The 23,915-nt window shown below is 57.1% G+C and carries 20 protein-coding genes; 11 read left to right on the top strand and 9 right to left on the bottom strand.

The genetic code is table 11. The features are described 5' to 3' along the window. Nucleotides 1–4: 4 nt before the first annotated feature. The 9 genes from xdhA to ACQZ51_RS07290 all read left to right on the top strand — a co-directional run bounded on the left by xdhA (nucleotide 5) and on the right by ACQZ51_RS07290 (nucleotide 13,727). Entirely contained in the window at nucleotides 5–1,474 is a 1,470-nt protein-coding gene (gene xdhA, locus ACQZ51_RS07330) for a xanthine dehydrogenase small subunit (protein ID WP_448776217.1), read from the top strand. 5 nt (nucleotides 1,475–1,479) lie between these two features. Next, nucleotides 1,480–3,819: a xanthine dehydrogenase molybdopterin binding subunit gene (gene xdhB, locus ACQZ51_RS07325; protein WP_448776216.1), complete on the top strand. Its 2,340-nt coding sequence runs from the start codon at nucleotides 1,480–1,482 to the stop codon at nucleotides 3,817–3,819. A gap of 15 nt (nucleotides 3,820–3,834) precedes the next feature. Next, nucleotides 3,835–4,692 (top strand): xanthine dehydrogenase accessory protein XdhC, encoded by an 858-nt coding sequence (gene xdhC / locus ACQZ51_RS07320; RefSeq protein WP_448776215.1) that lies wholly within the window; start codon nucleotides 3,835–3,837, stop codon nucleotides 4,690–4,692. A gap of 224 nt (nucleotides 4,693–4,916) precedes the next feature. Then, the gene (locus tag ACQZ51_RS07315) at nucleotides 4,917–5,807 is read left to right on the top strand and encodes a LysR substrate-binding domain-containing protein (protein ID WP_448776622.1); all 891 of its coding nucleotides are present in this window, start codon (nucleotides 4,917–4,919) and stop codon (nucleotides 5,805–5,807) included. 115 nt (nucleotides 5,808–5,922) lie between these two features. Next, complete coding sequence (gene puuD, locus ACQZ51_RS07310) at nucleotides 5,923–7,170, top strand: urate hydroxylase PuuD (RefSeq protein WP_448776214.1); 1,248 nt, start codon at nucleotides 5,923–5,925, stop codon at nucleotides 7,168–7,170. After that, nucleotides 7,167–8,474 (top strand): guanine deaminase, encoded by a 1,308-nt coding sequence (guaD, locus tag ACQZ51_RS07305; protein ID WP_448776213.1) that lies wholly within the window; start codon nucleotides 7,167–7,169, stop codon nucleotides 8,472–8,474. Before puuD ends, guaD begins: the two co-directional genes overlap by 4 nt. Before the next feature lie 239 nt (nucleotides 8,475–8,713). Continuing rightward, a complete protein-coding gene (locus ACQZ51_RS07300; protein ID WP_448776212.1) occupies nucleotides 8,714–10,669 on the top strand; it encodes a methyl-accepting chemotaxis protein in 1,956 nt (651 codons plus the stop codon). 185 nt (nucleotides 10,670–10,854) lie between these two features. Further along, complete coding sequence (locus ACQZ51_RS07295; protein ID WP_042617383.1) at nucleotides 10,855–11,991, top strand: alpha-hydroxy acid oxidase; 1,137 nt, start codon at nucleotides 10,855–10,857, stop codon at nucleotides 11,989–11,991. 491 nt (nucleotides 11,992–12,482) lie between these two features. Next, complete coding sequence (locus ACQZ51_RS07290; RefSeq protein WP_448776620.1) at nucleotides 12,483–13,727, top strand: D-alanyl-D-alanine carboxypeptidase; 1,245 nt, start codon at nucleotides 12,483–12,485, stop codon at nucleotides 13,725–13,727. Here ACQZ51_RS07290 and ACQZ51_RS07285 read toward each other — a convergent pair whose 3' ends face one another. The 7 genes from ACQZ51_RS07285 to ACQZ51_RS07255 form a co-directional block, all read right to left on the bottom strand. Beyond that, complete coding sequence (locus ACQZ51_RS07285) at nucleotides 13,728–14,468, bottom strand: metallophosphoesterase family protein (protein WP_448776211.1); 741 nt, start codon at nucleotides 14,466–14,468, stop codon at nucleotides 13,728–13,730. Between the two features lie 5 nt (nucleotides 14,469–14,473). Beyond that, nucleotides 14,474–14,830, bottom strand: a complete 357-nt coding sequence (uraH, locus tag ACQZ51_RS07280; protein ID WP_448776210.1) for a hydroxyisourate hydrolase — start codon at nucleotides 14,828–14,830, stop codon at nucleotides 14,474–14,476. Further along, complete coding sequence (locus ACQZ51_RS07275) at nucleotides 14,827–15,327, bottom strand: ureidoglycolate lyase (protein WP_448776209.1); 501 nt, start codon at nucleotides 15,325–15,327, stop codon at nucleotides 14,827–14,829. The genes uraH and ACQZ51_RS07275 overlap by 4 nt, the downstream gene beginning before the upstream one ends. Before the next feature lie 7 nt (nucleotides 15,328–15,334). After that, a complete protein-coding gene (gene uraD, locus ACQZ51_RS07270) occupies nucleotides 15,335–15,868 on the bottom strand; it encodes a 2-oxo-4-hydroxy-4-carboxy-5-ureidoimidazoline decarboxylase (protein WP_448776208.1) in 534 nt (177 codons plus the stop codon). After that, complete coding sequence (gene puuE / locus ACQZ51_RS07265; protein ID WP_448776207.1) at nucleotides 15,868–16,791, bottom strand: allantoinase PuuE; 924 nt, start codon at nucleotides 16,789–16,791, stop codon at nucleotides 15,868–15,870. Before puuE ends, uraD begins: the two co-directional genes overlap by 1 nt. Nucleotides 16,792–16,866: 75 nt before the next feature. After that, nucleotides 16,867–17,574, bottom strand: a complete 708-nt coding sequence (locus ACQZ51_RS07260; protein ID WP_448776206.1) for a DUF1045 domain-containing protein — start codon at nucleotides 17,572–17,574, stop codon at nucleotides 16,867–16,869. A gap of 104 nt (nucleotides 17,575–17,678) precedes the next feature. Next, nucleotides 17,679–18,872, bottom strand: a complete 1,194-nt coding sequence (locus tag ACQZ51_RS07255; protein ID WP_448776205.1) for an NAD(P)/FAD-dependent oxidoreductase — start codon at nucleotides 18,870–18,872, stop codon at nucleotides 17,679–17,681. Between ACQZ51_RS07255 and mnmD the strand changes: the two genes are divergently transcribed. Next, complete coding sequence (gene mnmD, locus ACQZ51_RS07250; protein WP_448776204.1) at nucleotides 18,871–19,599, top strand: tRNA (5-methylaminomethyl-2-thiouridine)(34)-methyltransferase MnmD; 729 nt, start codon at nucleotides 18,871–18,873, stop codon at nucleotides 19,597–19,599. The genes ACQZ51_RS07255 and mnmD overlap by 2 nt on opposite strands. A gap of 49 nt (nucleotides 19,600–19,648) precedes the next feature. Here the strand turns inward: mnmD and ACQZ51_RS07245 are convergent, their stop codons facing one another. Beyond that, entirely contained in the window at nucleotides 19,649–21,190 is a 1,542-nt protein-coding gene (locus tag ACQZ51_RS07245) for a DEAD/DEAH box helicase (RefSeq protein WP_448776203.1), read from the bottom strand. Between the two features lie 466 nt (nucleotides 21,191–21,656). Between ACQZ51_RS07245 and ACQZ51_RS07240 the strand changes: the two genes are divergently transcribed. Further along, nucleotides 21,657–23,450, top strand: a complete 1,794-nt coding sequence (locus tag ACQZ51_RS07240; protein ID WP_448776202.1) for a response regulator — start codon at nucleotides 21,657–21,659, stop codon at nucleotides 23,448–23,450. Between the two features lie 58 nt (nucleotides 23,451–23,508). Here ACQZ51_RS07240 and ACQZ51_RS07235 read toward each other — a convergent pair whose 3' ends face one another. Beyond that, nucleotides 23,509–23,898, bottom strand: a complete 390-nt coding sequence (locus ACQZ51_RS07235) for a DoxX family protein (RefSeq protein WP_448776618.1) — start codon at nucleotides 23,896–23,898, stop codon at nucleotides 23,509–23,511. Between the last annotated feature and the right edge of the window lie 17 nt (nucleotides 23,899–23,915).

Here is a 23,915-nt window from a genome sequence, read left to right as displayed (position 1 = left end):
CGGCATGAAAGACGCAATCAGCTTCATCCTCAACAACGAGACCGTTTCTCTCAAGGACTTCGGCCCCACGGAAACGCTGCTCGATTATCTGAGGCTGCAGAAAAGACTGACCGGGACGAAAGAGGGTTGCGCTGAAGGCGATTGCGGAGCTTGCACCGTGCTGGTCGGTCGTCTTCTGGATGGGTCGCTACGCTATGAGACCGTCAATGCCTGCATCCGGTTCATCGGTTCGCTGCACGGTGCGCATATCGTCACCATAGAGCATCTGGCGGGCAAGAATGGCGTGCTACACCCAGTGCAACAGGCCATGGTAGACTTTCATGGCTCACAATGCGGTTTTTGCACGCCCGGCTTCGTCATGTCGCTTTACGGTCTTTGGCTGACCAGCACCAAGCCATCGCGTGCCGATATTGAAAAGGCGTTGCAGGGCAATCTCTGTCGCTGCACCGGCTATGAGCCGATCATTCGCGCCGCCGAAAGCGTGACGGCTGCCAAACCCAGCACCCTGTTCGACCCCATCGAGCGGGACCGCGCCAGCATCATGTCACGCCTCTGGGCAATCCAGCAGAACGAAACGATCGTCGTTACCAAGGATGACTGTCGCACGATCATACCCTCAAACATTTCCGAATTCGCCTCCGCCTATGCGGCGGAGCCCAAGGCTACAATCGTCGCTGGCTCCACCGATGTCGGCCTATGGGTGACAAAGCAGATGCGGACGCTGACCTCCGTCATCTTCATCAATCACTTGAGCGAGCTTCAGTCCATCTCGATAAAAGATGGCGGCATTTCGATAGGCGCTGGCGTGACTTACGCCCATGCTTTCACACTCTTGGCAAAGCATATTCCCTCCCTTGGCCGCCTCATTGACCGCATCGGCGGCCAGCAGGTTCGCAACATGGGAACGATTGGCGGCAACATCGCCAATGGCTCGCCCATCGGCGACACACCCCCGGCATTGATCGCGCTTGGGGCGACGCTGACGCTCCGCTCATCGACCGGCAGCCGGACAATGCCGCTCGAAAACTATTTCATCGACTACGGCAAGCAGGACCGCCTCCCCGGCGAGTTCGTGGAGAAGCTTTTCGTGCCAATCCCCTCCACGGACACCCATTGCGCGATCTACAAGATTTCCAAGCGCCGCGATGAGGATATTTCGGCGCTGTGTGCCGCCTATCATCTTAAGCTGGATGGCGCAGGCGTGGTGGAAGACATACGCGTTGCCTTTGGCGGAATGGCGGCAACGCCCAAGCGCGCCGTGGCACTGGAAGCGGCACTCAAGGGCAAAGCATGGACCATTGAAACCATTCAAGCGGTTCGTGATGTGATCGAGGCAGATTTTCAGCCGCTGACCGACTGGCGCGCCACAGCAGAATACCGACTGCTGACCGCGAAAAACCTGCTGACCCGCTTTTTCCTGGAAACCACAGGTGAGGCCCAAGAGTTGCAGCGCTTTGCGCTGGCGGAGGCGTGAAAGCCATGGATACCAACACATTCGAGCGCAAGAGGACGGCGGTAAACGGCGAGCTTCATGGTTCTATTCGCCATGATTCAGCGCACAAGCATGTCACCGGAAGTGCTGAATATATCGACGATATTCCTGAACCCGCTGGTCTGATCCACGGCGCGCTGGGCATGTCGGATCGAGCGCACGCGGAAATCGTCTCGATGGATTTGTCGCAGGTGGAAGCAACCCCGGGCGTTCTCTGGGTGATGACCGGAAAGGATGTTCCGGGAGAAAACGACGTCTCCTCCGGCGGGCGTCACGATGAGCCCTTGCTGGCGGAAAAGATCGTGCAGTTTCACGGCCAGCCGATCTTCGCCGTCTTCGCAGAGACGCGCGACATTGCCCGCAAGGCAGCGCGCAAAGCAAAGATCACCTACAATGACCTTCCACACTGGAGCGATATCGACAGCGCTATCGAAAACGGTGAGCCGCTGGTGACCCCCGGTATGGTGCTGCAACGCGGCGATGCCGAGGTCGAGATGGATGTCGCGCCGCGCCGACTGACCGGCACCATGCGCATCGGTGGGCAGGAGCATTTCTATCTGGAAGGCCATATTGCCATGGCTGTTCCCGGTGAGGATGATGAGGTCACGGTGTGGAGTTCCACGCAGCACCCAAGCGAAATCCAGCACATCGTCAGCCATATCCTGCAAGTACCATCCAACGCCGTCACGGTGCAGGTGCGGCGCATGGGCGGCGGTTTTGGCGGCAAGGAAACGCAGGGCAACCAGTTCGCTGCACTCTGCGCCATTGCAGCCAAGAAACTGAACCGCGCCGTGAAATTTCGCCCAGACCGCGACGAAGACATGATGGCGACGGGCAAGCGCCATGATTTCCGTGTCGATTATGAGCTGGGCTTTGATGATGAAGGCCGCATCCATGCGGTTGACGCGACCTATGCGGCACGCTGCGGATTTTCCTCAGACCTATCAGGCCCGGTCACAGACCGTGCGCTTTTCCATGCGGATTCAAGCTATTTCTATCCGCATGTAAAACTTGCATCCAAGCCACTGAAAACGCACACGGTTTCCAATACCGCGTTTCGAGGTTTTGGCGGGCCACAGGGCATGCTGGGCGCAGAACGCTTCATCGAGGAAATCGCCTATGCTGTCGGCAAGGACCCGCTGGAAGTCCGCAAACTGAATTTCTACGGCCAGACCGGCTCAGGCCGCACGACCACGCCCTACCATCAGGAGGTCGAAGACAACGTTATTGCCCGCATCGTGGAAGAGCTGGAAACGTCAAGCGATTATCAGGCACGGCGCAAGGCCATCATCGACTTCAACCGGACGAGCCCTGTCATCCGAAAAGGGATTGCCCTGACACCGGTCAAGTTCGGCATATCCTTCACCATGACCGCCTTCAATCAGGCAGGCGCACTGATCCACGTCTATAATGACGGCTCCATTCACCTGAACCATGGCGGCACGGAAATGGGCCAGGGCCTCTATACCAAGGTGGCTCAGGTGGTTGCCGATGCGTTTCAGGTGGATATTGACCGGGTCAAGATCACCGCCACCACCACCGGCAAAGTGCCGAACACATCCGCCACCGCCGCCTCATCCGGCACTGACCTTAACGGCATGGCGGCCTATGATGCGGCACGACAGATCAAGGAACGCCTTGTTCAGTTTGCAATGGAAAAATGGAATGTGCGCGCAGATGAGGTCGCGTTTCTGCCCAACCGTATTCGCGTAGGAACGGAAGAAATCGCCTTTAACGACTTCATCAAGCAGGCATATTTCGCCCGCGTGCAACTGTCTGCCGCAGGCTTTTACAAGACGCCCAAAATCCACTGGGATAGGGCTGCCGGCAAAGGCACACCGTTCTATTACTTTGCCTATGGTGCTGCCTGCTCCGAAGTCTCCATCGATACGCTGACCGGTGAATATATAATGGAGCGCACCGATATTCTTCACGACGTCGGAAAATCCCTGAACCCAGCCATCGATATCGGTCAGGTAGAAGGCGCATTCGTGCAGGGCATGGGCTGGCTGACGACCGAGGAATTGTGGTGGGATGACAAGGGGCGGCTGCGCACGCACGCACCCTCGACCTACAAGATTCCCCTCGCCTCCGACCGCCCGAAGATTTTCGACGTCAAGCTGGCTGAATGGTCACAGAATGCGGAGCCGACCATTGGCCGCTCCAAAGCCGTGGGTGAGCCACCCTTCATGCTGGCCATCTCGGTTCTGGAAGCCCTGTCCATGGCGGTCGCAAGCGTTGCGGATTACAAGGTCTGCCCGCGGCTGGATGCACCCGCAACACCTGAAAGGGTGCTGATGGCGGTGGAACGGCTGAGGAAGGTTTGACCGGAGCCCGCGCCCATGGCTGATACCCCTATCTCCTTCTTTCTGGACGGCGAAAATCCCAGCATTCTCATAGAGATCGAGACTGTCAAAGGCTCGGCCCCTCGCGAGGCTGGTACCTTCATGCTGGTTTCAAAAGATCTGATCTGGCAGACGATTGGTGGTGGGCAGTTCGAATATATGGCGATTGACCACGCCCGGGCGATGCTGGCCGGGAAGACTGATGTCGATAGCATGGACATTCCGTTGGGCCCGGAAATCGGCCAGTGCTGCGGTGGGCGGACCCTGCTTCGGTTTACGCCGGTTTCCGCGCAGATCGCGGACGCTGTAAAAGCCCGGCTGATGCGAGAGGATCAGTCTCAACCGGCTGTATTCATCTTCGGCGCGGGCCATGTGGGCAAGGCACTGGCGCAAGCGCTGTCGCTGCTGCCGGTGTCCGTAACCGTCATCGAAACACGCGCTGACGAGTTGGAAGGCCTGCCCGGCACCGTTTCATCGAAGCTGACAGCAATGCCAGAAGGCTTCGTGAAGGATATTCCGGCAGGCGGCGCGGTCATCATCGTCACCCATGACCATGCCCTCGATTTCCTCATTGCAAAGGAAGCGCTTGCCCGCAACGACCTTACCTATGTCGGCATGATTGGCTCCAAGACCAAGCGGGCAACCTTCGCGCACTGGCTGGAGCGCGAGGGTGCGCCCAGGTCCGCACTGGAGCGGCTTGTTCTGCCCATTGGAGGACAGGCAGTCAAAGACAAACGCCCCGCCGTCATAGCGGCCTTGGTAGCAGCGCAAGTGCTTCACGCATTGCATCGCTCTGCAGTCCCCGCCCCGGACCAACCCCTTCCCTTCCATCCAGAAGCCCAAGATCACGCTTGAGGCAATCAGGCAATTCTTCTTCTGGGCAATCCCGACGCACTGGCACGTGACGCGGAAATTTCATCCCAGTCCATAGGCGCGCCAATAGCCGTGGCCAGACGCTAAGTGCGGCTGTACGCATTGTATTTCTCCTGAGCTCTTTTGATGCTATGGGAGATGAATGCTACTGTTTTCATGGAATAACCAATGAAACTTCTGACCTTATGGATAAAGAGAACTTATCCATGAAACTGTCCCGCAATTTTCCGTTGAACGCACTGCGTGTTTTCGACAGCGCCGCCCGGCATCTGAGCTTCACCAAAGCTGGCGAGGAGTTGGGCATGACGCAGACGGCGGTTAGCTACCAGATCAAGCTGCTGGAGGATTTCGTCGGCTCCTCACTTTTTGAGCGTAAGCCCCGGCAGCTTCAATTGACGGAGAACGGAAAGCGGCTGGCACCCCGCGTGAAAGATGGCTTGGAAACGCTCGTGGAAGCGGTCGCTGACCTGAAGCAAAGCACGGGGGGAACGCTGTTCATCCATACGACGCCGACATTTGCGGCGCGCTGGCTCTCTCGCTACCTTGTATCGTTCCAGATCGAAAATCCCGATCTTGCCGTCAGGCTGGAAACCTCTCAGGACTTCGTGGACTTTAGCGGACTAAATGTTGATCTCGCAATCCGATCGGGCCCAGGGAATTGGCCAGGATTGAAGTCGCATTTGTTGATGCGTGGCGGCTTTACTCCCATGCTCAGCCCCTCGCTGGCAGACAGCATCGGAGGCGTGAAGACTCCTGAAGACCTGTTAAAGCTTCGAATCATCGATCCAACCGACCCATGGTGGACGCTCTGGTTTAAGGCCGCAGGCATAGACGATCCGTCGTTACAGCGAACGGGCAGCCGCATGGGCGCACAGACCTTCGAAGCGGCAGCGGCCATTGCCGGACAGGGCGTCGCCATTCTCACACCAGAATTCTATACCGACGAGATCGCCCTGGGGCGATTGATCCAGCCTTTCGATATCTTAAGCTATGAGGCCGCGAACTATTGGCTGGTTTATCCGGAAAACCGCAGCCGATCGCGCAAGATCGCCCTGTTCTGCGATTGGATTTTTAGCCTTGTCCCACAGGCCGAGTAAGCATCGATCCATTCAGCATCAAAAAACAGACGGACAACGGGCGGCGAGACAACGGTTCCCTCTTTTCTAACGTGGGATTTTCTCGCACAGTGCGGTGCAACGTCAGGGGAACATAATGTACGAATATGCCATTGCGTGGGAATGGATGGCTTTTGCCGTCCGCTGGCTGCACGTGATCACCGCTATTGCCTGGATTGGCTCATCCTTTTATTTCATCGCGCTCGATCTGGGACTGGTCAAGCGCGCCCATCTGCCTGTCGGCGCTTATGGCGAAGAGTGGCAGGTCCATGGTGGCGGCTTCTATCATATCCAGAAATATCTGGTGGCGCCCGCGCAGATGCCGGAACATCTCACCTGGTTCAAATGGGAGAGCTATGCCACATGGCTTTCCGGCTTTGCGATGCTGTGCATCGTCTATTACGGCGGCGCAGATCTGTTTCTCATCGATCATTCCGTGCTGGAACTCACGCAGTTTCAGGCCATCTGTCTGTCGCTCGCATCGCTGGCCGTAGGCTGGCTGTTTTATGATTTCCTCTGCAAATCTCCGCTGGGCAACAACACCTGGGGCCTGATGGTCGTGCTCTATGTTGCACTGGTGGGCATGGCATGGGGCTATACGCAGGTCTTTACCGGCCGAGCCGCCTTCCTGCATCTGGGCGCGTTTACCGCCACCATCATGTCGGCCAACGTCTTCATGATTATCATTCCAAACCAGAAGATCGTGGTCGCAGACCTCATCGCAGGGCGCACGCCGGACCCGAAATATGGCCGCATTGCCAAGCAGCGCTCGCTGCACAACAACTACCTGACGCTGCCCGTCATTTTCTTCATGTTGTCGAACCACTATCCGCTGGCATTTGCGACGCAGTTCAACTGGATCATCGCCGCGCTGGTGTTCCTGATGGGCGTGACCATCCGCCACTGGTTCAACACCACCCATGCCCGCAAGGGTCGCCCGACATGGACATGGCTGGTCACTCTGCTGATCTTTATCCTCATCATGTGGCTATCCACCGTGCCGAAGATACTGACAGGCGAGCAGGAAGAAAAAGCAGCCACGCTTTCCCCCACCCAGCAGCGTTTTGCCAGTGATATGCATTTTGCATCCGCGCGGGATGTGGTGCAGGGCCGCTGTTCCATGTGCCATGCGGCAGAACCCGTCTGGGAAGGCGTTCCCTTCACACCGAAGGGAGTAAAACTGGAAACCGATGCACAGATTGCAGCCCATGCGCGGGAAATCTATTTACAGGCAGGCCGCAGCCATGCCATGCCCCCCGGCAATATAACGGCGATAACGCCGCAAGAACGCAAGGTGCTGACCGCCTGGTATGAAAGCGCCGTGTCTCAAGGAAAAACACAATGAGCCTGCTCCTGCTGCGCGGACGTCTTTTCAGCTTCAATCGCGCACCGCTTTCCATCGATGATACGGCCAGCTATCTCTATATCGAAGATGGCGGGTTGTTGATTGAAAACGGCAAGATCAGCGCTATCGGAGACTATGCCGACATCCGCGCGCAGGCACCTGACGACGTCCTCGAAAAGGATCACCGCCCTCACCTCATCGTGCCGGGCCTCATCGACATGCATGTGCACTTTCCGCAAATGCAGGTCATTGGTTCCTATGCGGCCAATCTGCTGGAATGGCTGAACACATACACCTTCCCGGAAGAATGCCGTTTTGTGGAAAGCGCGCACGCGCAACGCATCGCCACGCATTTTTACGATGAGCTGATCCGCCACGGCACCACCACGGCGGTTGCCTATTGCTCTGTCCACAGAACCTCCGCCGATGCATTCTTTGCCGAGGCCATGAAGCGCAACATGCTGATGGTGGGCGGCAAGGTCATGATGGACCGCAATGCCCCGCAGGGTCTGCTCGATACGCCTGAACAGGGCTATGATGAGACACGCCAGGTGATTGCGGACTGGCACGGCAAAGGCCGCAACCACGTCGCCATCACACCACGCTTTGCCATAACCTCAACACCAAAGCAGATGGAAGCAGCGCAAGCACTGGCGCAGGAGTTTCCAAATCTCTTCATCCAGACGCATTTGTCGGAAAACCTGGACGAGATCAAATACACCTGCGAACTTTATCCAGAGGCTATCGACTACACGGATATCTATGTTCGTTACGGATTGATGGGCAACAAGACCCTGCTCGGCCACGCCATTCACCTGTCAGATCGGGAAGCGGATGTCTTGTCAGAGACAGGCGCGGTCGCCGTGCACTGCCCAACCTCAAACCTGTTCATCGGCTCCGGCCTGTTCCCGATGAGAAAGTTGCAGCGGCGCGAAAAGCCCGTGCGCATCGCGGTTGCCACCGATATTGGCGGCGGCTCCAGCTATTCCATGTTGCGCACCATGGACGAAGCCTACAAGATACAGCAGCTTCTGGGTGAGCGCCTCAACCCGCTCGAAAGCTGGCACATGATGACGCGGGGTAATGCCGAGGCTTTGTCGATGGTTGATCGCATCGGTACGCTGGACGTGGGCACGGATGCAGATATCACCGTTCTCAACGCATCGTCCACACCGGCAATGGCACTGAAAATGGAAGTGGTCCAGAACCTGACGGAAGAGCTTTTCCTGATGCTGACCATGGGCGATGATAGAACGGTCACAGAGACCTACATTGCCGGTATTGCGTCAAAGCATTTTCCTTAAATGGATAGGTTACTGCCAGAAGTTGCAGTGCTAATAACCACAATTCATATTTAATTATATTTAAACTATAACTTTCTAGTGGTGAATTTGACAGACATTTCACCCCGGTCGCCATGACGGCATACCTCACTGTCATGCAGCAAAAAGCCCCGAACTACGGCTGCTTTGAACGGAACGGCTCCCACGTTTCGGTTCGCAGATCCGCAGTGTTCGCACTCTATCGTCAATCGTGAGGGAAGATGTCATTTCTTAAAAATGCGAGCATTCGCACCAAAATCCTGTCCTTGATCATTCCACTCTGCATTGTAGGAATGGGTGGCGCGGCTTACGTATCGATGCAATTGAAGGCAACTGACAACGCTTACAGCGACTTCATTAACAACGACACTGAGGCAACTCTCTCATTGTCGCGGGCCAATCGCAATCTGACCGCGACCGCTTACGCCGCCTACCAGACGCTGGTGTACGACAAGAACAGTCCGAGCCTTCAGGCGGCCGTTACTCTTTACAATAACAGCAAAACGAAGCTTTTCGAACGACTTGATGCCGCTAAAGCAATGGCGCCTCATAAAAGTCCAGTGCTGGATTCGATTGCATCAAAAGCGAAAGAAATCATCGTTATCACGGACCAGGCCGTCAAGCTGGGTCAGGCAGACCAGAACACGGAAGCCGCAGCGGCTTTGGCCAAGGCAGACCCCCTGATTCTGGCGTTGACGGTAGACACTGCCGCAGCTATGGACGATTTTACGAAAACGGTCGCCACCAAAAGTGCCAACTTGAGCGACCAAACCACCTCGACGATCCTGACGAGCCTCACACTGGTCGGCAGCGCGTTCGCTCTGGGCATTCTGGCTGCGCTCGTCGTTGCCGCCAAGGGCATCACCACCCCGATAGTAGCACTGCGTGAACGCATGAAGACGCTTGCTCAAGGTATAACGGATGCCCCTGTCGATGGACAGGATCGCAAGGATGAAGTCGGGGAGATGGCAAAGGCAGTTTCCGTTTTCCGCGAAAATGCACTGGAGCGCGCACGCCTGGAGACAGAAGCAGCCGCAAGCCGCACCCTTTCAGAAAAGGAGCGTCTTGAGCGAGAAGCGCAGAAAGCGCAGGAAGCAGCCGATACGCAGCTTGCCGTCGATGAATTGGCCAAGGGTCTTGGCCGTCTTTCTGACGGCGACGTTGGTTACCGCATCGACACACCATTCGCTGCACATCTCGACACGCTTCGTTCCAATTTCAACAATTCCGTGGGCAACCTGAACGAGGCTCTGCGTGCAGTTGGCCAGAACGCTCGCGGCATTGATGCTGGTGCAAACGAAATCCGCTCCGCCGCTGATGATCTTTCCAAGCGCACCGAGCAGCAGGCGGCCTCCGTCGAAGAAACGGCAGCGGCACTGGAAGAGATCACCACGACGGTGAAAGATAGCAGCAATCGTGCCGAAGAAGTTGGGCAACTCGTTGCCAAGGCCCGCCAAGGTGCGGAAAAGTCCGGCGACGTCGTACGTCAGGCCGTGACAGCCATGAACGAGATCGAACGGTCCTCGGGCGAAATCACCAACATCATCAGCGTTATCGATGAGATCGCGTTCCAGACCAACCTCCTTGCCCTGAATGCTGGCGTCGAAGCCGCGCGTGCCGGTGAAGCGGGCAAGGGCTTTGCGGTTGTTGCACAGGAAGTGCGCGAACTGGCGCAGCGTTCTGCCAAGGCAGCGAAAGAAATCAAGGCGCTGATCACCACATCCGGCGAGCATGTCCGTTCTGGCGTCAACCTTGTTGGCGAAACTGGACGTGCTCTTGAGGTGATTGTCACAGAAGTTCAGGAAATCAACCGCCACATCACCGCGATTGTCGAATCCTCGCGTGAACAGTCTGTTGGCCTTCAGGAAATCAACACTGCCGTCAACACGATGGATCAGGGTACGCAGCAGAACGCGGCCATGGTCGAGCAGTCGACAGCGGCGAGCCATAGCCTTGCCAAGGAAGCCGCATCTCTCAACCAGTTGCTGTCACGCTTCAATCTCGGCGCGTCCGATGGCGCAAGCCGTTCAATGCCGACACAGGCACCGGTCAGAGCCGCGTCGAATGTATCCAGACCAGCCCCGTCTCCAGCACGTGCGCTTGGCCGCAAGATCGCAGGCGCATTCGGCGGTGGTTCCGCAGCGGCCGCTGCTCAGAGCAATTGGGAAGAGTTCTGAGATTGATCAGAAACTCACAGAATGGGCGGCTTTTGCCGCCCATTTTTTTGCTCTGCTGAAAGCACTCTGCTTTTACGACAGGTCGATTTTGCATCGTTTCAGATCGGGCTGGCCAACATTTTCAATGTTACAAATCCCGCGCCCGTGGTAGGTGAAGAAGACATTCAAATTTGAAGGCTTCATCCATGAGCAAAGCACTGACGATTTCTGACTTGAAGAAACAGGCTCAACGCCGCGTGCCGAAGATGTTCTTTGATTATGCGGACAGTGGCGCATGGACCGAAAGCACCTACCGCGCAAATGAAGATGATTTCGCCAAAATCAAGCTTCGCCAGCGCGTACTCGTAGACATGACCAACCGGTCGCTGGCGACCGAAATGATCGGCGAAAAAGTGTCGATGCCAGTGGCGCTTTCCCCCACAGGCTTGACCGGCATGCAGCACGCTGACGGAGAAATGCTGGCCGCCAAGGCAGCCGAGGAGTTCGGCGTTCCTTTCACATTGTCGACCATGAGCATCTGCTCCATCGAAGACGTGGCCTCCGTCACCTCCCGCCCCTTCTGGTTCCAGCTTTACGTGATGCGGGACCGCGATTTCGTCAACAACCTCATCGACCGCGCCAAGGCCGCCAAGTGCTCGGCGCTGGTCCTGACGCTCGACCTGCAAATCCTCGGCCAACGCCACAAGGATCTGCGCAACGGACTGTCTGCTCCGCCGAAATTCACGCCCAAGCACATCTGGCAAATGGCAACGCGCCCGCAATGGTGCCTTGATATGGCCCGCACGAAACGCCGCACCTTCGGCAACATCGTCGGCCATGCCAAAAATGTTGCCGACCTGTCATCACTGTCTTCCTGGACTGCGGAACAGTTCGACCCACGCCTGTCCTGGAAGGATGTCGAATGGATCAAGGAGCGCTGGGGCGGCAAGCTGATCCTCAAGGGTATTCTGGATGAGGAAGACGCCCGCGCCGCAGCCGATACGGGAGCCGATGCCATCATCGTTTCCAATCATGGCGGGCGGCAACTGGATGGCGCGCTGTCGTCCATCGAGATATTACCGAGGATTGTCGATGCCGTTGGCGACAGGATCGAGGTCCATATGGATGGCGGTATTCGTTCTGGTCAGGACGTGCTGAAGGCCATCGCAATCGGCGCCAAGGGCACCTATATCGGCCGTCCTTTTCTTTATGGCCTTGGCGCTGCTGGCAAGCAGGGCGTAACCACCGCTCTGGAAATCATCCGCAAGGAAATGGACGTGACCATGGCTCTGTGCGGCAAGCGCCTGCTGACCGATGTGGATCGCAGCATTCTCGTTCGTTAAAGGGCAGCCTGCGCTCTCAAAAGAGAGCGCAGGCAGTTTCGAGGCGACCGCGGTCGTCACGATCCCGTGAGGCAATTTCTTCAATTTACCCAGAAAAATGGCCGGGACGATTAACATCCACGGCTGCCTTCCAGACTGGAACAGCCCACGCTCCGTCTCGTGAGTGGCACGACCGCCCGCATGCGTAGAGCCCCGCAAAATCCCTAATATACAGCGCGTTTAGGCGCCCCGTTGGCCAGATGACTGCGCGAACCCAACGGCTTTTCCTCATCTCGCTCCGAGCCAGATTTTGAGCGGAAACGTCTCTGGCGGCGGTCATCCTCCAAGAAAATAACCCGCCACCAATAGGGGTCGATTTTCATACTTAATTAGGGATGAAAGCGATCTTTAAAGTTTGAGCGGTTTCGTTGCCTCAATCTATCGGTAGGCTCGGGACCAGAAGACATGGACGAACAAGGGGTGAATTGATGCTGGGAACGATCAAACAAGGAATGGCTGGAGCATGGATCTTTGCATTGGCGTTCCTCAGTATGGTCTTCGCGTTACAGGCATCTGAGGCACATGCGGGCTACGCGCATTTCGTTATGGATGCCAAGACGGGCAAAGTGCTGGCGTCCCAAAATGGCGATACGGTCAATTACCCGGCCTCCCTCACCAAGATGATGACGCTCTACATGGTGTTCGAAGCCTTGAACGAGGGACGGCTGCGGTGGGATCAGAAAATCACCATGTCCAGACACGCAGCCTCCGTGATCCCCTCGAAACTCTGGGTCAAGGCAGGCACGACATTCACGGTGCGAGAAGCGGTCTATGGCATGATCGTCAAGTCTGCCAATGATATGGCGGAAGGTATGGGCGATCACATCGGTGGCTCCGAAGCGAAATTTGCGCAGATGATGACGCGCAAGGCGCGCCAGCTTGGCATGACGAAAACCACCTTCCGCAACGCATCCGGCCTGCCCAACAAGTCGCAAGTCACCACGGCACGTGACATGGCCAAGCTCGGCCTTGCGCTTCAGCGCGATTTTCCGAGAGAATACAAGCTCTTCGCCACGCAGTCCTTCAAATTTCGTGGCAAGACCATACGCGGCCACAACCGCCTGATGGCGCGCTATACCGGCGTCGATGGCATCAAGACCGGCTATACCAATGCCTCCGGTTTCAATCTGGTCAGCGCGGTCAACCACAATGGTCGCAGTGTCGTGGGCGTCGTTCTGGGCGGCAAGACCGCCCGGGGCCGCGATGCCCGGATGGCGTCTCTTCTGGACCAGACCGTGCCGAAGGCATCCAGATCCGGTGTCAATCAGCAGCTGGTTGCCAGTGCCAGCACAAGCCGCACCTTCGATGTTGCGATGGCCACCGTGCCATTGCCGATGTTCCGGGAACGACGGACAGACCCTGTTGCCATGCAGATCGCTACAGCCAGCAATGCCATGGCCATGGTCGATACGTCATCGGCCCATCCCCTGGCAGATCCTCAGCGCAGCGACTGGGAAGTTCAGATCGCGGCAGCGGATACTCAAGCTGCGGCCATGTCGCTGCTGCGCAGTGCCCGCCCAACCATCGTCTCTGGATACACAGGAATTGCGCCCTACACCGAAGCAGTACGCAGTGGGGCAACGACGCTCTATCGCGCGCGGTTTACCGGCTTCGATAGCCAAGCGGCAGCCCTGTCCGCCTGCAAGGATTTGAAGGCGCAGTCATATTCCTGTGTCGTGATGGCTAATGAGGGATAATCAGCCGAGCCAGCCGGTGGCGATGGCAGCACCCAGAGCGGGCATGCCATTGGCGCGTGCAAGCTCTGCCGCTGTCGCACTGTCATAACGCACCTGCCGGAAATAGACCTGCCAGCCCTGCGCCGTTTCTTCCAGCACCGCGTAGCTGGCAAGCGGATGCCCAGCCTCAACCTGATGGTAAAAAGGCTCGGTATCCTTCCAGCCGGGGCAGCCGACACTGCCTGGGTTGACGATCAGCCGACTATGCGAAAGCTGGACCGTGCGGGCGATGTGGGTGTGGCCGCACAGCATGATCGGTTGCTTGATGCCATCGGCCAGAGCCTCAATCTCAGCCAGCGCGCGCTGATGGAGAAACCCTTCCGGCGCCAGTTGCTCCAGCCAATAGCCCAAATCATCCACCGGTGAGCCGTGACAGCAATAGGCCACATCCTTGAAAACGAGGTCGAAAGGCAACGCCTCCAGCCAGGCGATATGGGCTGGCGAAAGCTGCTGATATGCAGGCTTTTCCCAATCGCCCATCTCTTCAAACGGGCGGTCGATCAAGGCACGATCATGGTTGCCACGCACCGTGGGTATCGCTTGCCCCACCAGAATATCAGCCGTGCGGCCAGCATCGAGCGGGCCGCTGAAGCAATCACCCAGATTGACGATATCGGTGATGCCAAGCCTCTCGATATCGCGGAGAACGGCCTCCAGAGCAGCGCAATTTCCATGGATATCAGCGATGGCGGCAAAGATCATGGTGCTTAACTTCCCCGGTAGGTCGAGTAGCTGTAGGGCGAAAGCAGCAGTGGCACGTGATAGTGCCCGCTTTCATCCGCGATGCCGAAACGAATGGGAATGATGTCGAGAAAGGCGGGCTCCGGCAGAACAAGACCTTTTGTTCGCAGGTAATCGCCTGCATGAAACACAAGCTCATATTGCCCGGCGCGGAATGTTTCCCCGATCAACAAGGGGCCGCCATCCACACGCCCATCGCTATTGGTTTCAACGGTTTTCAGCTTCTCGCGGCTTTCGCCATTCAGACGGTAAAGGTCAATCTTCAATCCCTGTGCTGGCGTGCCGTGGGCTGCGTCAAGAACATGTGTCGTAAGGCCGGTCATGGCTGAGGCTCCGCAATGAAATAGGGTCGATCGAAAAAGGATTCTTCCAGATTGTTGCCCGGCCCATCGCGATCGACAACCAGAAAATCGCTGGTCGAACCCAGCGTCATCAAAGGATGGTGCCAGACGTTGCGATGATAGTTCACGCCCTGGCTTGCCCGCGCCAGAAACACGTGAGGTTTACCGGGTCTGCCCTCATCATCCTGCGCCACAACCACCAAAAACGGATTGCCGCTCATGGGCGTAAAGCTCTGGCTCCCCAGCGGATGCCGCTCCATCATGTCGATGGTATAGGGAAACTGGCGTGGCTTTCCGCGAAAAATATTCAAGACGATCCGCGCACCCTCACCCGTTACATCTGCTGCTGCCAGCGCATGGTGCCGTTCGGTGTTGCCACCATTGATGAGCCTGATAGTGGCGGAGTCTGCCTCGATTACATCGCCAAAGGGCGCGAATGCCGCCTTGGTCAGAGGCGTGATATCCAAAAAGTCAGTCAAGGTACATTCACCTCTGGTCCGCGCGCGCCTGATCGGAACCCTGCGCGTTCTCCGGCAGCAGGGCAGACAATCGCAGCAGTGCGATCTTCTCGACCTGTTCCGTGGCGGTCGCAAACTCGTTTTGCGCATTGTTATTGATGCGCGTTTCGAAAGCGCGCAGAATGTCGTCCTTCGTCAAGCCTTTGACGGCAATGATGAACGGGAAGCCATTTTTCTCGACATAGGCTGCATTGAGTTGCGTGAAGCGTGCATGTTCACTTGGCGAAAGACGGTCGAGACCTGCCCCGGCCTGCTCGTTGCGACTGTCTTCGGTCAAGCCACCCGCTATCGCCAGCTTTCCGGCAAGATCAGGGTGGGCGCGCAACACGCCAAGGCGTTCCTCGTCACTCGCCGCCCGAAACTGCTTGGCTAACGCCGCATGGACAGTCCCTGCCGTCAGCGGTTCGTGAATGTCCCCGGCATCAAAAGCGCGTTCTGCGATGAAGGGCGAATGCTCGAACACGCCACCGAAACGGCTGATAAACGCAACACGGTCCACCATTACAGAGCCTCCGGTCTATGATGCTCATGCCAGTGCCGAGCGATTTCGACCCGCTGCGGTATCCACACCTTTTCATGGCCAAGCACATATTCGATGAAGCGGCGCAGCGCAGCAGCGCGGCCGGGGCGGCCAACCAGACGGCAGTGAAGGCCGATGCTCATCATCTTGGCGGCACCGTCTGCCCCTTCCTGATAAAGCACATCGAACGTGTCCTTCAGATAGGCGAAGAACTGATCGCCGGAATTGAAGCCCTGCGGCGTTGCAAAGCGCATGTCATTGGCGTCGAGCGTGTAGGGAATGATGAGGAACGGATCGTCTTTCAGACCCTTGACCCAAAACGGCAGATCATCCGCATAGCTATCGGACGAATAGAGGAAGCCCCCTTCTTCCATGACAAGCCGCAGCGTGTTGTCGGATGGCTTGCCCTGATACATGCCGTAGGGGCGTTCGCCCGTCAGCTCCTTGTGCAGGCGCACCGCTTCGAGAATATGCTTACGCTCGTCTTCCTCGGAAAAGTCCTTATATTCCAGCCAGCGATAACCGTGGCTGGCAATTTCCCATCCGGCTTCCTTCATCGCGGCAACCGCTTGGCGGTTGCGCGCCATGGCAGAGGTAACGCCATAGACCGTTGCCGTGACACCCAGATCGGTAAACATGCGCCACAGCCGCCAGAAACCAGCGCGTGATCCATATTCATAGATCGATTCCATGTTGAGGTTGCGCTGCCCCGGCCAGGGTTGTGCTCCGACAATTTCCGACAGAAGCGATTCAGAAGCCTTATCGCTATCGAGAATGCAGCTTTCGCCACCTTCTTCGTAATTGATCACGAATTGCACCGCAATTCTTGCATCACCAGGCCATTTCGGATCAGGGGTGTGGCGGCCGTAACCAATGAGATTACGGGGATAGTCAGCGGAAATCATCAAATCACCTTCACGCAAATTTCGTGAACGGTAACATTGCGGGCCGGAAAGTCGAGAGCATTTTCGAAAGCGGCGTCATGCACTCTTGCGGGCAGACACACGCCCCATGGGATGCAGCGAATGAACCCTGAAAGGTGCACCGGGCTCATCCTCGACAAACAGTGCGAGATTGGAAAACTCGATCTGCCGTTCAAGCGCTGGCGCAAAGACGCTGCGCACTGCCCGCTCCACGCGGGCGCAATCTGCGGGCGCCACGCCACCGGTCAACGTCATCTGGAAGCGAAACTCATCCATGACATAGGGGTGGCCCCAGCGATGCAGGTTGGTGAGCTGCGTTGCCGAAAGACGATCCGGGTCAGCGCGATCAATATCGGCATCGGACAAGGGTGCGCGGTAGTGATCAAACTCCTGAACGACGCTGGCGGCGAGGAAAGTCAGCATTTCACATGGATAGGATGGCACCAGCCCATAGACATTGCCCAGTTTTGCAACTTCCAGCGGTGGCAGTGAAAAGGGTTGATGGGTACCGGCAAAATGCATCAGTCCCCGCAAAAGGGAGGCCTCGCTGACATCATTCATCAGCCGAAACGGCGCCTTGATCGTGCCGTGAAAGCCATAACGACGCGGCAGGGCAGTGTGATAGGAGATTTCCTGCATGCCAAGGCTCGAAACCGCAGGCGGCTCCACTGCCTGGCCGGAATAGACGTCGCGCCCGAGCCAGGCGGCTGCAACATGGGTCAGCGGATCATTTGGGGATGGCGTAAAATGAATTGCGTATCGCATGCGTGGTCACCTCGCCGTCCGAAACGGTTTTCATCAGCTATATTGCATGAACCAAGCTGTTAGGTGATTTGCGTGACAGATTGACGACGTGGACCGCCCAAAATTCACATCTTTGCGTTGAAAACGTTGATATGCTCATCAAGCGTAAAACTGACCGGCACATCCAGAGGCTTTTCCATCAAAGCGTTCAGCGCGGCGTCTGCAAGACGATGCGCCAGCCCGAAACTAACCTTGAAACCGCCTGTCAGCGCGATAATTTTCGGATGATCCGGAAGGCATCCCACCATCGGCTCCCGCCCGATAGCCTTGGGGCGCAAACCCGCCCAACGCTCGATGATTTTGGCGCCTGAAAGTTGTGGAACAATCTGCTGCGCCTGCAAAATCAACGCATCCAGTTTTCCATCCGTGGCATTGGCATCGTCGAACTCTTCCTCGCTGGTGCTGCCAATGGCAACCGTGCCATCTTCATGCGGCACGACATAGAGACCATTGAGAAACACCACGGGCATTGCGGGATCAACACCGACGTCCAACAAGGCCGCCTGCCCCTTGACGGGCTGACCGAGCCTTGGCGTTGCGGGCAGGCCCAGCACATGAGTGAGCATCGGGAATGAATGGTGTCCCGCCGATACGATGGCATGACCAAAATGGATTTGATGACCGTTCGAAAGGGTCGCGGTGCCGCTAGGGTCGAGGTCTGAAACACCGCATTGCTCCAGCACACGCACATGTCTGGCCTGGCGCAGAGAGTGTTCCAGCACAGCCATCAACGCTCGCGGCGAAACCTTGGCGGCAAACGTGTCGTGAACAAAACCGGCATCACCCGCTTCGGCCCCCACCCAGCCATCGACAGGCGGTGCATCCAGAAGATGCCAGTGAAACTGCCGCCCGTCCTTGTTCCAGTTGGTCAGTGCATCCTGCTGGTGTCGCTCAGCGATGTCGACCAGATGCGGCTTGGGAAGCGGAATGATGCGCCCGCACCGGCGATAACCTGCCGAAAGGCCCGTTTCGGCTTCAACCTGCGCAATCTCGGCCTCAAGGCTCAGCAAGGCATCGAACTGAAACTGCTTCTTGTCCGACCACCGGTCCGGCATATGCGGCATCAGCGCACCCAGGAGACCACCGCTTGCCCCACTGCCAATCCTGTCTGCATCGACCAGCAATGTGTCGATCCCTAGCCGCTCCGCCTTGACCGCCGCCCACAGCCCCATAATGCCACCGCCGATGATGAGCAACGGGATGCTGGAGGGCAAAGGTGATTGACCTGTTTGCCGGGGAAGACTATCGGCTTGAACCATGACACATCCCGACGAAAACATGCCGGCACGAGCCGGCTCAAATATGCTGGATTGGCGAGAGGGCGATATGCCCTATTCCCTGGCCTTTGGCGACCATTTTTATTGCCAGACCGATGGTCGGCAGGAATGCAGCCACGTATCGCTGGCTGGAAACGGCCTGCCGGAACGCTGGGAAACAGCGGAAGGAACCTTCCGAATCGGCGAACTCGGCTTCGGCACGGCGCTTAATCTGTGCGAAACATGGCGGCAGTGGAAACTCCACCGCCCCGCCAACGCGACGCTGCATTTCGTGTCCTTCGAGCTTTATCCAATGAGCCCAAGCGAGTTGAACCGCGCCCTTTCCCACTGGCCGCAGCTGGACGCCGAGCGCAAGGCCTTTGTTGCGCAGTGGCCCCAAAACCCGGAAGGGTGGATCGATATCACGCTGGACGAGCAGACACGTCTCACCGTTTTCTGTGGAGATGCCATGCAGGGCATCATCGAGAGCACTGATATGTTCGATGCCTGGTATCTCGATGGCTTCGCGCCTTCAAAAAACCCGGACATGTGGTCCCTGGAGATCATGTCGGCGCTGTTTGCAAAGACAGCACCCGGCGGAACATTCGCCACCTTTGCCGCCGCCGGTTTCGTGCGGCGCAATCTAGGTGCAGCTGGCTTTACCGTCGAGCGTCGGCCCGGATTTGCAGGCAAACGGGAAATGCTCTGTGGCGTAAAGCCCGCGCAATAAAAACGCCCGGACAGAGATCCGGGCGTTTCCATATTCAGATCAGATCTGATCAGCCGCGCTTGCGGCCGCGACCCGCGTTACCGGCAGGACGACCCTGACCGGCTGGCGCAAACGAGCCAGCCTTGCGGGCTGGACGGCCCTGGCCACCACGGTGGTTGCGGCTTGCAGCTGGCTTTCCAGCACCACCTTCAACGGCTGGACGCTTGAAATCCGATGTGCTTTCAAGATCGTTGTCACGGTCAACAGGTGCGAATTCACCAGCGCGCTGGCCACGGAATTCACCGTTGCGACGACCGGCATCACGCGGAGCACCATCACGGGGGCCGCGCTGCGGGCGGTCACCATGGGCGCGTTCGCCACGTTCTCCGCCCTGACGGCGAGGACCGTTGGCGTTTGCGTTGCCACGGTTGCCAGCACCACGGTTGTTGTTGCCCCCACGCGACGGGCTGACCAGACCAGCTGGACGCTCGCCCGACAGCACAGGAATTTCGATCTTCATCAGCTTTTCGATATCATGCAGCAGACGGGTTTCGTCCGGTGCACAAAACGCGATTGCGATGCCATCGAGACCGGCGCGTGCTGTACGACCGATACGGTGCACGTAAGCGTCAGCCACTTCAGGCAGATCGTAGTTGAAGACGTGCGTCACGGCTGGAATATCGATACCGCGGGCAGCAACGTCTGTAGCAACCAGAACCTTGAATTCGCCGTCCTTGAAGCCCTTGAGAGCGCGTTCGCGCTGACCCTGGCTCTTGTTGCCGTGGATGGAGGCAACCTTGAAGCCGATGTGCTCCAGATACTTGGACAGCTTTTCAGCGCCATGCTTGGTGCGAAGGAACACGATGGCGCGGCCATCGGGGTTCTCTGTCAGAGACTTCTTGAGAAGCTCGGTCTTGTCGTTCTTGCCTGCAACGAAGTGAACATACTGCTCAACCTTGTCGGCGGCCTTGCCCGGAGGCGTAACCTGAACGGTAACCGGGTTTTTCAGATAGCTGCCGGCCAGATCTGCAATCGAAGCAGGCATAGTGGCCGAAAACAGCAAAGTCTGACGCTCGGCAGGAACCATGCGGGAAATCTTGCGCAGATCATGGATAAAGCCAAGGTCCAGCATCTGGTCGGCTTCGTCAAGCACAAGGAAAGTCACCTTGGACAGGGAAATCGCGTTGCGCGAAATCAGATCGAGCAGGCGACCGGGCGTGGCAACCAGAATATCTGTGCCTTTTTCCAGCTGCATCTGCTGCTTATTGATGGACGCGCCACCAACGACCTGATTGATCTTCAGATGCGTCTTGCGCACGAAGCCGCGAAGGCTCTCGCCAATCTGGTTCACCAGCTCGCGTGTCGGAGCGAGAATAAGCGTGCGGGTCGTTCTGTTTGCAGGACGATCAGGCTGCTTCAAGAGCATTTCGATGAGCGGCAGGCCGAAAGCAGCCGTCTTGCCTGTGCCGGTCTGTGCAAGACCGATAACGTCACGACCCTGAAGAAGAAGCGGGATCGCTTTTTCCTGGATCGGCGTAGGTGTGGTGTAACCGAGCTGGGTGACGCCGGCCACGATTTTTTCGGAGAGGCCGAGTTCGCTAAAACTGGTCAATAGTATACCTTTCGGGGCGCCAAAACGCTTGAACCCGGATCAGCCCTGCTGGTCCGGTTGTCTTGGCGTCAAGAACCCCGCGTGAATTGGGAACTTGTGGGTTGGAATGACTTTCTGCGCTTCAGTGCGGCGGTTTCGCCGGCTCCTGCATTAATGCGCTTTTCCTTCATGCATCATATCGTTTGTTCGACGCTGCGGCTCACGCGGCCGCCTAAAGGGGAAAGCTTGAGGGGGATTTGGTCTTTTTAGCTCGGAAAGTCAAGTGAATGTTTTGATTGTTGCGCAAGCCACAGGTGCTGTAGCCAGAGTAGAGAGTGAATAATTGGTTAAAAATGACGGTTAAAAAGACCTCAATGCGACTGAGGCCGGATGGCCAATGTCACTATTCTACAATAGTTTATACAGTGAACGACATTGCACGTTAAAGCTGATTCCATTGCAAGCCGCAGAATAGACGGAGACTGACTTGATAGCTGCTGGTGGATTGCTTGAGAAAGCGCGGGACGGCGTCATGACGCTGGATCTGCCCGCCTGCATCAAGGATAGCCAGCTTCGATATGTCTGCGTTAACGATGCCTATGCGCGATTTGCCGCGCGATCCCGCCAGGATTTTATCGGCAAGACATCCAGCCAATTGCACGGTATGGCCGATGAGTGGGACCGGGACGATAAGGAACGGCGATGCCTCGTCTTTGCAACCGACGAAACGCTGAAATGCGCAGGCTTTAGTCCGGGCCAAGCCCCGGCCATAAAATGCGAACGGTTTGAAACCGAAGATGGCAGCCTGTTTCTATTTGAGGTTTTCGAGGCGATGCCTCCGGCCCGGCACAATGAAGAGACTTCCACATCTCCGAAGCCCGATGTTCTGCCCATCCCCCTCGCCCAAGCCAGTGCCACCGAAAACCCGCAACCGGACGCTCAATCCATTCTGGACTCTCTGCCCGTCGGCATCATGCTTGTGGGGCCGGACCTGACAATCGAATATGCCAACGGGTGTTTTCACACGCTGTGGGATATCAGTGAAAAGATCGACCTATCAGGCCAGCCTTACCGTGCTTATCTGGAGAATACCTTTGAAAGCTCCGACTTCGGCAATCTGCGCATTGAAGAGGGCGTCGAGCATCTCAAGCTGATAGACGGCACCGCATCGAGACAGATCGAGAGCAAGTCCGGGCGGTCGATCATCCTGTTCGAGCAACGAATTGGCGGTGACAAAATCCTCATCACCGCCTTCGACTGCACCGACATTATCGCGCGTGAACGCGAGAACAACGCGGCTTCGCAGGAGCACGAGCCTGTTGGCGAAGACAAGCAGGCCGAAACGCACGTCATGAAGGAAGAACCGGCGCTTGCCCAATACGTCACGTTGAGTGTGCTGGTCGTTGAAGACGCCGCTGCTCAAAGCAACCTCAACGAGCAATTGAAAGGCTGGGGCGTTGACACCTGCGCCGCGGACAGCACCGCGACTGCGCTTGCAATTTTAAAGGAAGCAGCCAGTATCGGCTTTGCCATCGATGCCATCATTCTGAACCAGTCTGTGCCGGTTCTGGATGGCATGGAGTTGGCCCGCACGATGAGACAAGACCCGCGCCTCAGCGACACGGCGATCATCGCACTGACCTCAATGGACATGGCCAGTGCAGACCATGATGCACTCGATGGTCAATTCATAAAATCGGTAGGGGCAGACCGGCTGAGAAAAACACTGACGGAACTCGTTGATAGAAGCCGTGCGAGACGTTCAGCAACCCAGGGAACGCCCAAAAGCACTGTCACTGAGACCCATCCCCCGCTCAACATGACGCAAGCGCCAACAGATCGCGGCCATGCTACGCCCCCGGCACCGAATAGGACCACCAGTTCGCTGGATGTGCTGATTGCCGAAGACAATGACGTCAACCAGATCGTTTTCAACCAGATCCTTCAGCAGACCGGCCTCAAATACCGGATTGTCGACGATGGCGAACAGGCCGTCCAGATATGGCGAGCGGCTCGTCCATCGATCATCCTGATGGATATCTCCATGCCCATCATGAACGGATATCGTGCGACACAGACCATTCGCGCGGAAGAAGACCGCATGTTGAATGCGAGCCGGGTTCCGATCATCGGTGTCATGGCACATGCGCATGAAAGCGACCGCGATCTCTGTCTCGCCGCCGGTATGGATGATTATCTGTCAAAACCAATCAGCCCGGAACTGCTCAATGCCAAGATCCAGACATGGCTGATGAAGTCGCTGGCAAGGCTGGCGAACTGAAAACAAAAACGCCGCTTGATGCGGGCTCAAGCGGCGTTGATGTCAGATCGGCAATGGATTAGCGGCGGTTTGCATCAACCGACAGCGCGCCGGCGCCTGCAAACACCAGGTAGAGAAAGACAAAGCAGAACAGGATGGCGGCATCGCCACTATTCAATGCCGGGAAAATGCTTTTCGGTGCGTGGGCGATGAAATAGGCAAATGCCATCAAGCCGGACAGCACAAATGCAGTCGGGCGCGTGAAAAGCCCCACGAGAATGAGCAATCCGCCAACAAGCTCCAGAAGGGCCGCAACCAGCAACATGGGCGGCAGCGCGCCTTCCATCTGCGATGCGGGGAAGCCGAACAGCTTTTGTGTGCCATGCTCAATGAACAAAAGCGCTGTGATGATTCGCAGCGCAGCCAGAGCGTAGGGCTGATAGCGCGACAGTTTTTCAAAAAATACCATAGATGTGTCCTCAAGGC

It is taken from the genome of Agrobacterium sp. CG674 (genome assembly GCF_053521645.1).
The sequence above is the reverse complement of the archived record's forward strand: the minus strand, read 5'-3'. Positions and strand labels throughout refer to the sequence as shown.

What these genes read in the sequence shown, in the direction of transcription:
- ACQZ51_RS07315 (WP_448776622.1), top strand. Translation starts at nt 4,917, where the DNA reads ATGAAACTGTCCCGCAATTTTCCGTTGAACGCACTGCGTGTTTTCGAC.
- xdhA (WP_448776217.1), top strand. Translation starts at nt 5, where the DNA reads ATGAAAGACGCAATCAGCTTCATCCTCAACAACGAGACCGTTTCTCTC.
- guaD (WP_448776213.1), top strand. Translation starts at nt 7,167, where the DNA reads ATGAGCCTGCTCCTGCTGCGCGGACGTCTTTTCAGCTTCAATCGCGCA.
- ACQZ51_RS07235 (WP_448776618.1), bottom strand. Translation starts at nt 23,898, where the DNA reads ATGGTATTTTTTGAAAAACTGTCGCGCTATCAGCCCTACGCTCTGGCT.
- ACQZ51_RS07300 (WP_448776212.1), top strand. Translation starts at nt 8,714, where the DNA reads ATGTCATTTCTTAAAAATGCGAGCATTCGCACCAAAATCCTGTCCTTG.
- puuE (WP_448776207.1), bottom strand. Translation starts at nt 16,791, where the DNA reads ATGATTTCCGCTGACTATCCCCGTAATCTCATTGGTTACGGCCGCCAC.
- xdhB (WP_448776216.1), top strand. Translation starts at nt 1,480, where the DNA reads ATGGATACCAACACATTCGAGCGCAAGAGGACGGCGGTAAACGGCGAG.
- xdhC (WP_448776215.1), top strand. Translation starts at nt 3,835, where the DNA reads ATGGCTGATACCCCTATCTCCTTCTTTCTGGACGGCGAAAATCCCAGC.
- uraD (WP_448776208.1), bottom strand. Translation starts at nt 15,868, where the DNA reads ATGGTGGACCGTGTTGCGTTTATCAGCCGTTTCGGTGGCGTGTTCGAG.
- ACQZ51_RS07255 (WP_448776205.1), bottom strand. Translation starts at nt 18,872, where the DNA reads ATGGTTCAAGCCGATAGTCTTCCCCGGCAAACAGGTCAATCACCTTTG.
- ACQZ51_RS07290 (WP_448776620.1), top strand. Translation starts at nt 12,483, where the DNA reads ATGGCTGGAGCATGGATCTTTGCATTGGCGTTCCTCAGTATGGTCTTC.
- ACQZ51_RS07295 (WP_042617383.1), top strand. Translation starts at nt 10,855, where the DNA reads ATGAGCAAAGCACTGACGATTTCTGACTTGAAGAAACAGGCTCAACGC.
- ACQZ51_RS07260 (WP_448776206.1), bottom strand. Translation starts at nt 17,574, where the DNA reads ATGCGATACGCAATTCATTTTACGCCATCCCCAAATGATCCGCTGACC.
- mnmD (WP_448776204.1), top strand. Translation starts at nt 18,871, where the DNA reads ATGACACATCCCGACGAAAACATGCCGGCACGAGCCGGCTCAAATATG.
- uraH (WP_448776210.1), bottom strand. Translation starts at nt 14,830, where the DNA reads ATGACCGGCCTTACGACACATGTTCTTGACGCAGCCCACGGCACGCCA.
- ACQZ51_RS07285 (WP_448776211.1), bottom strand. Translation starts at nt 14,468, where the DNA reads ATGATCTTTGCCGCCATCGCTGATATCCATGGAAATTGCGCTGCTCTG.
- puuD (WP_448776214.1), top strand. Translation starts at nt 5,923, where the DNA reads ATGTACGAATATGCCATTGCGTGGGAATGGATGGCTTTTGCCGTCCGC.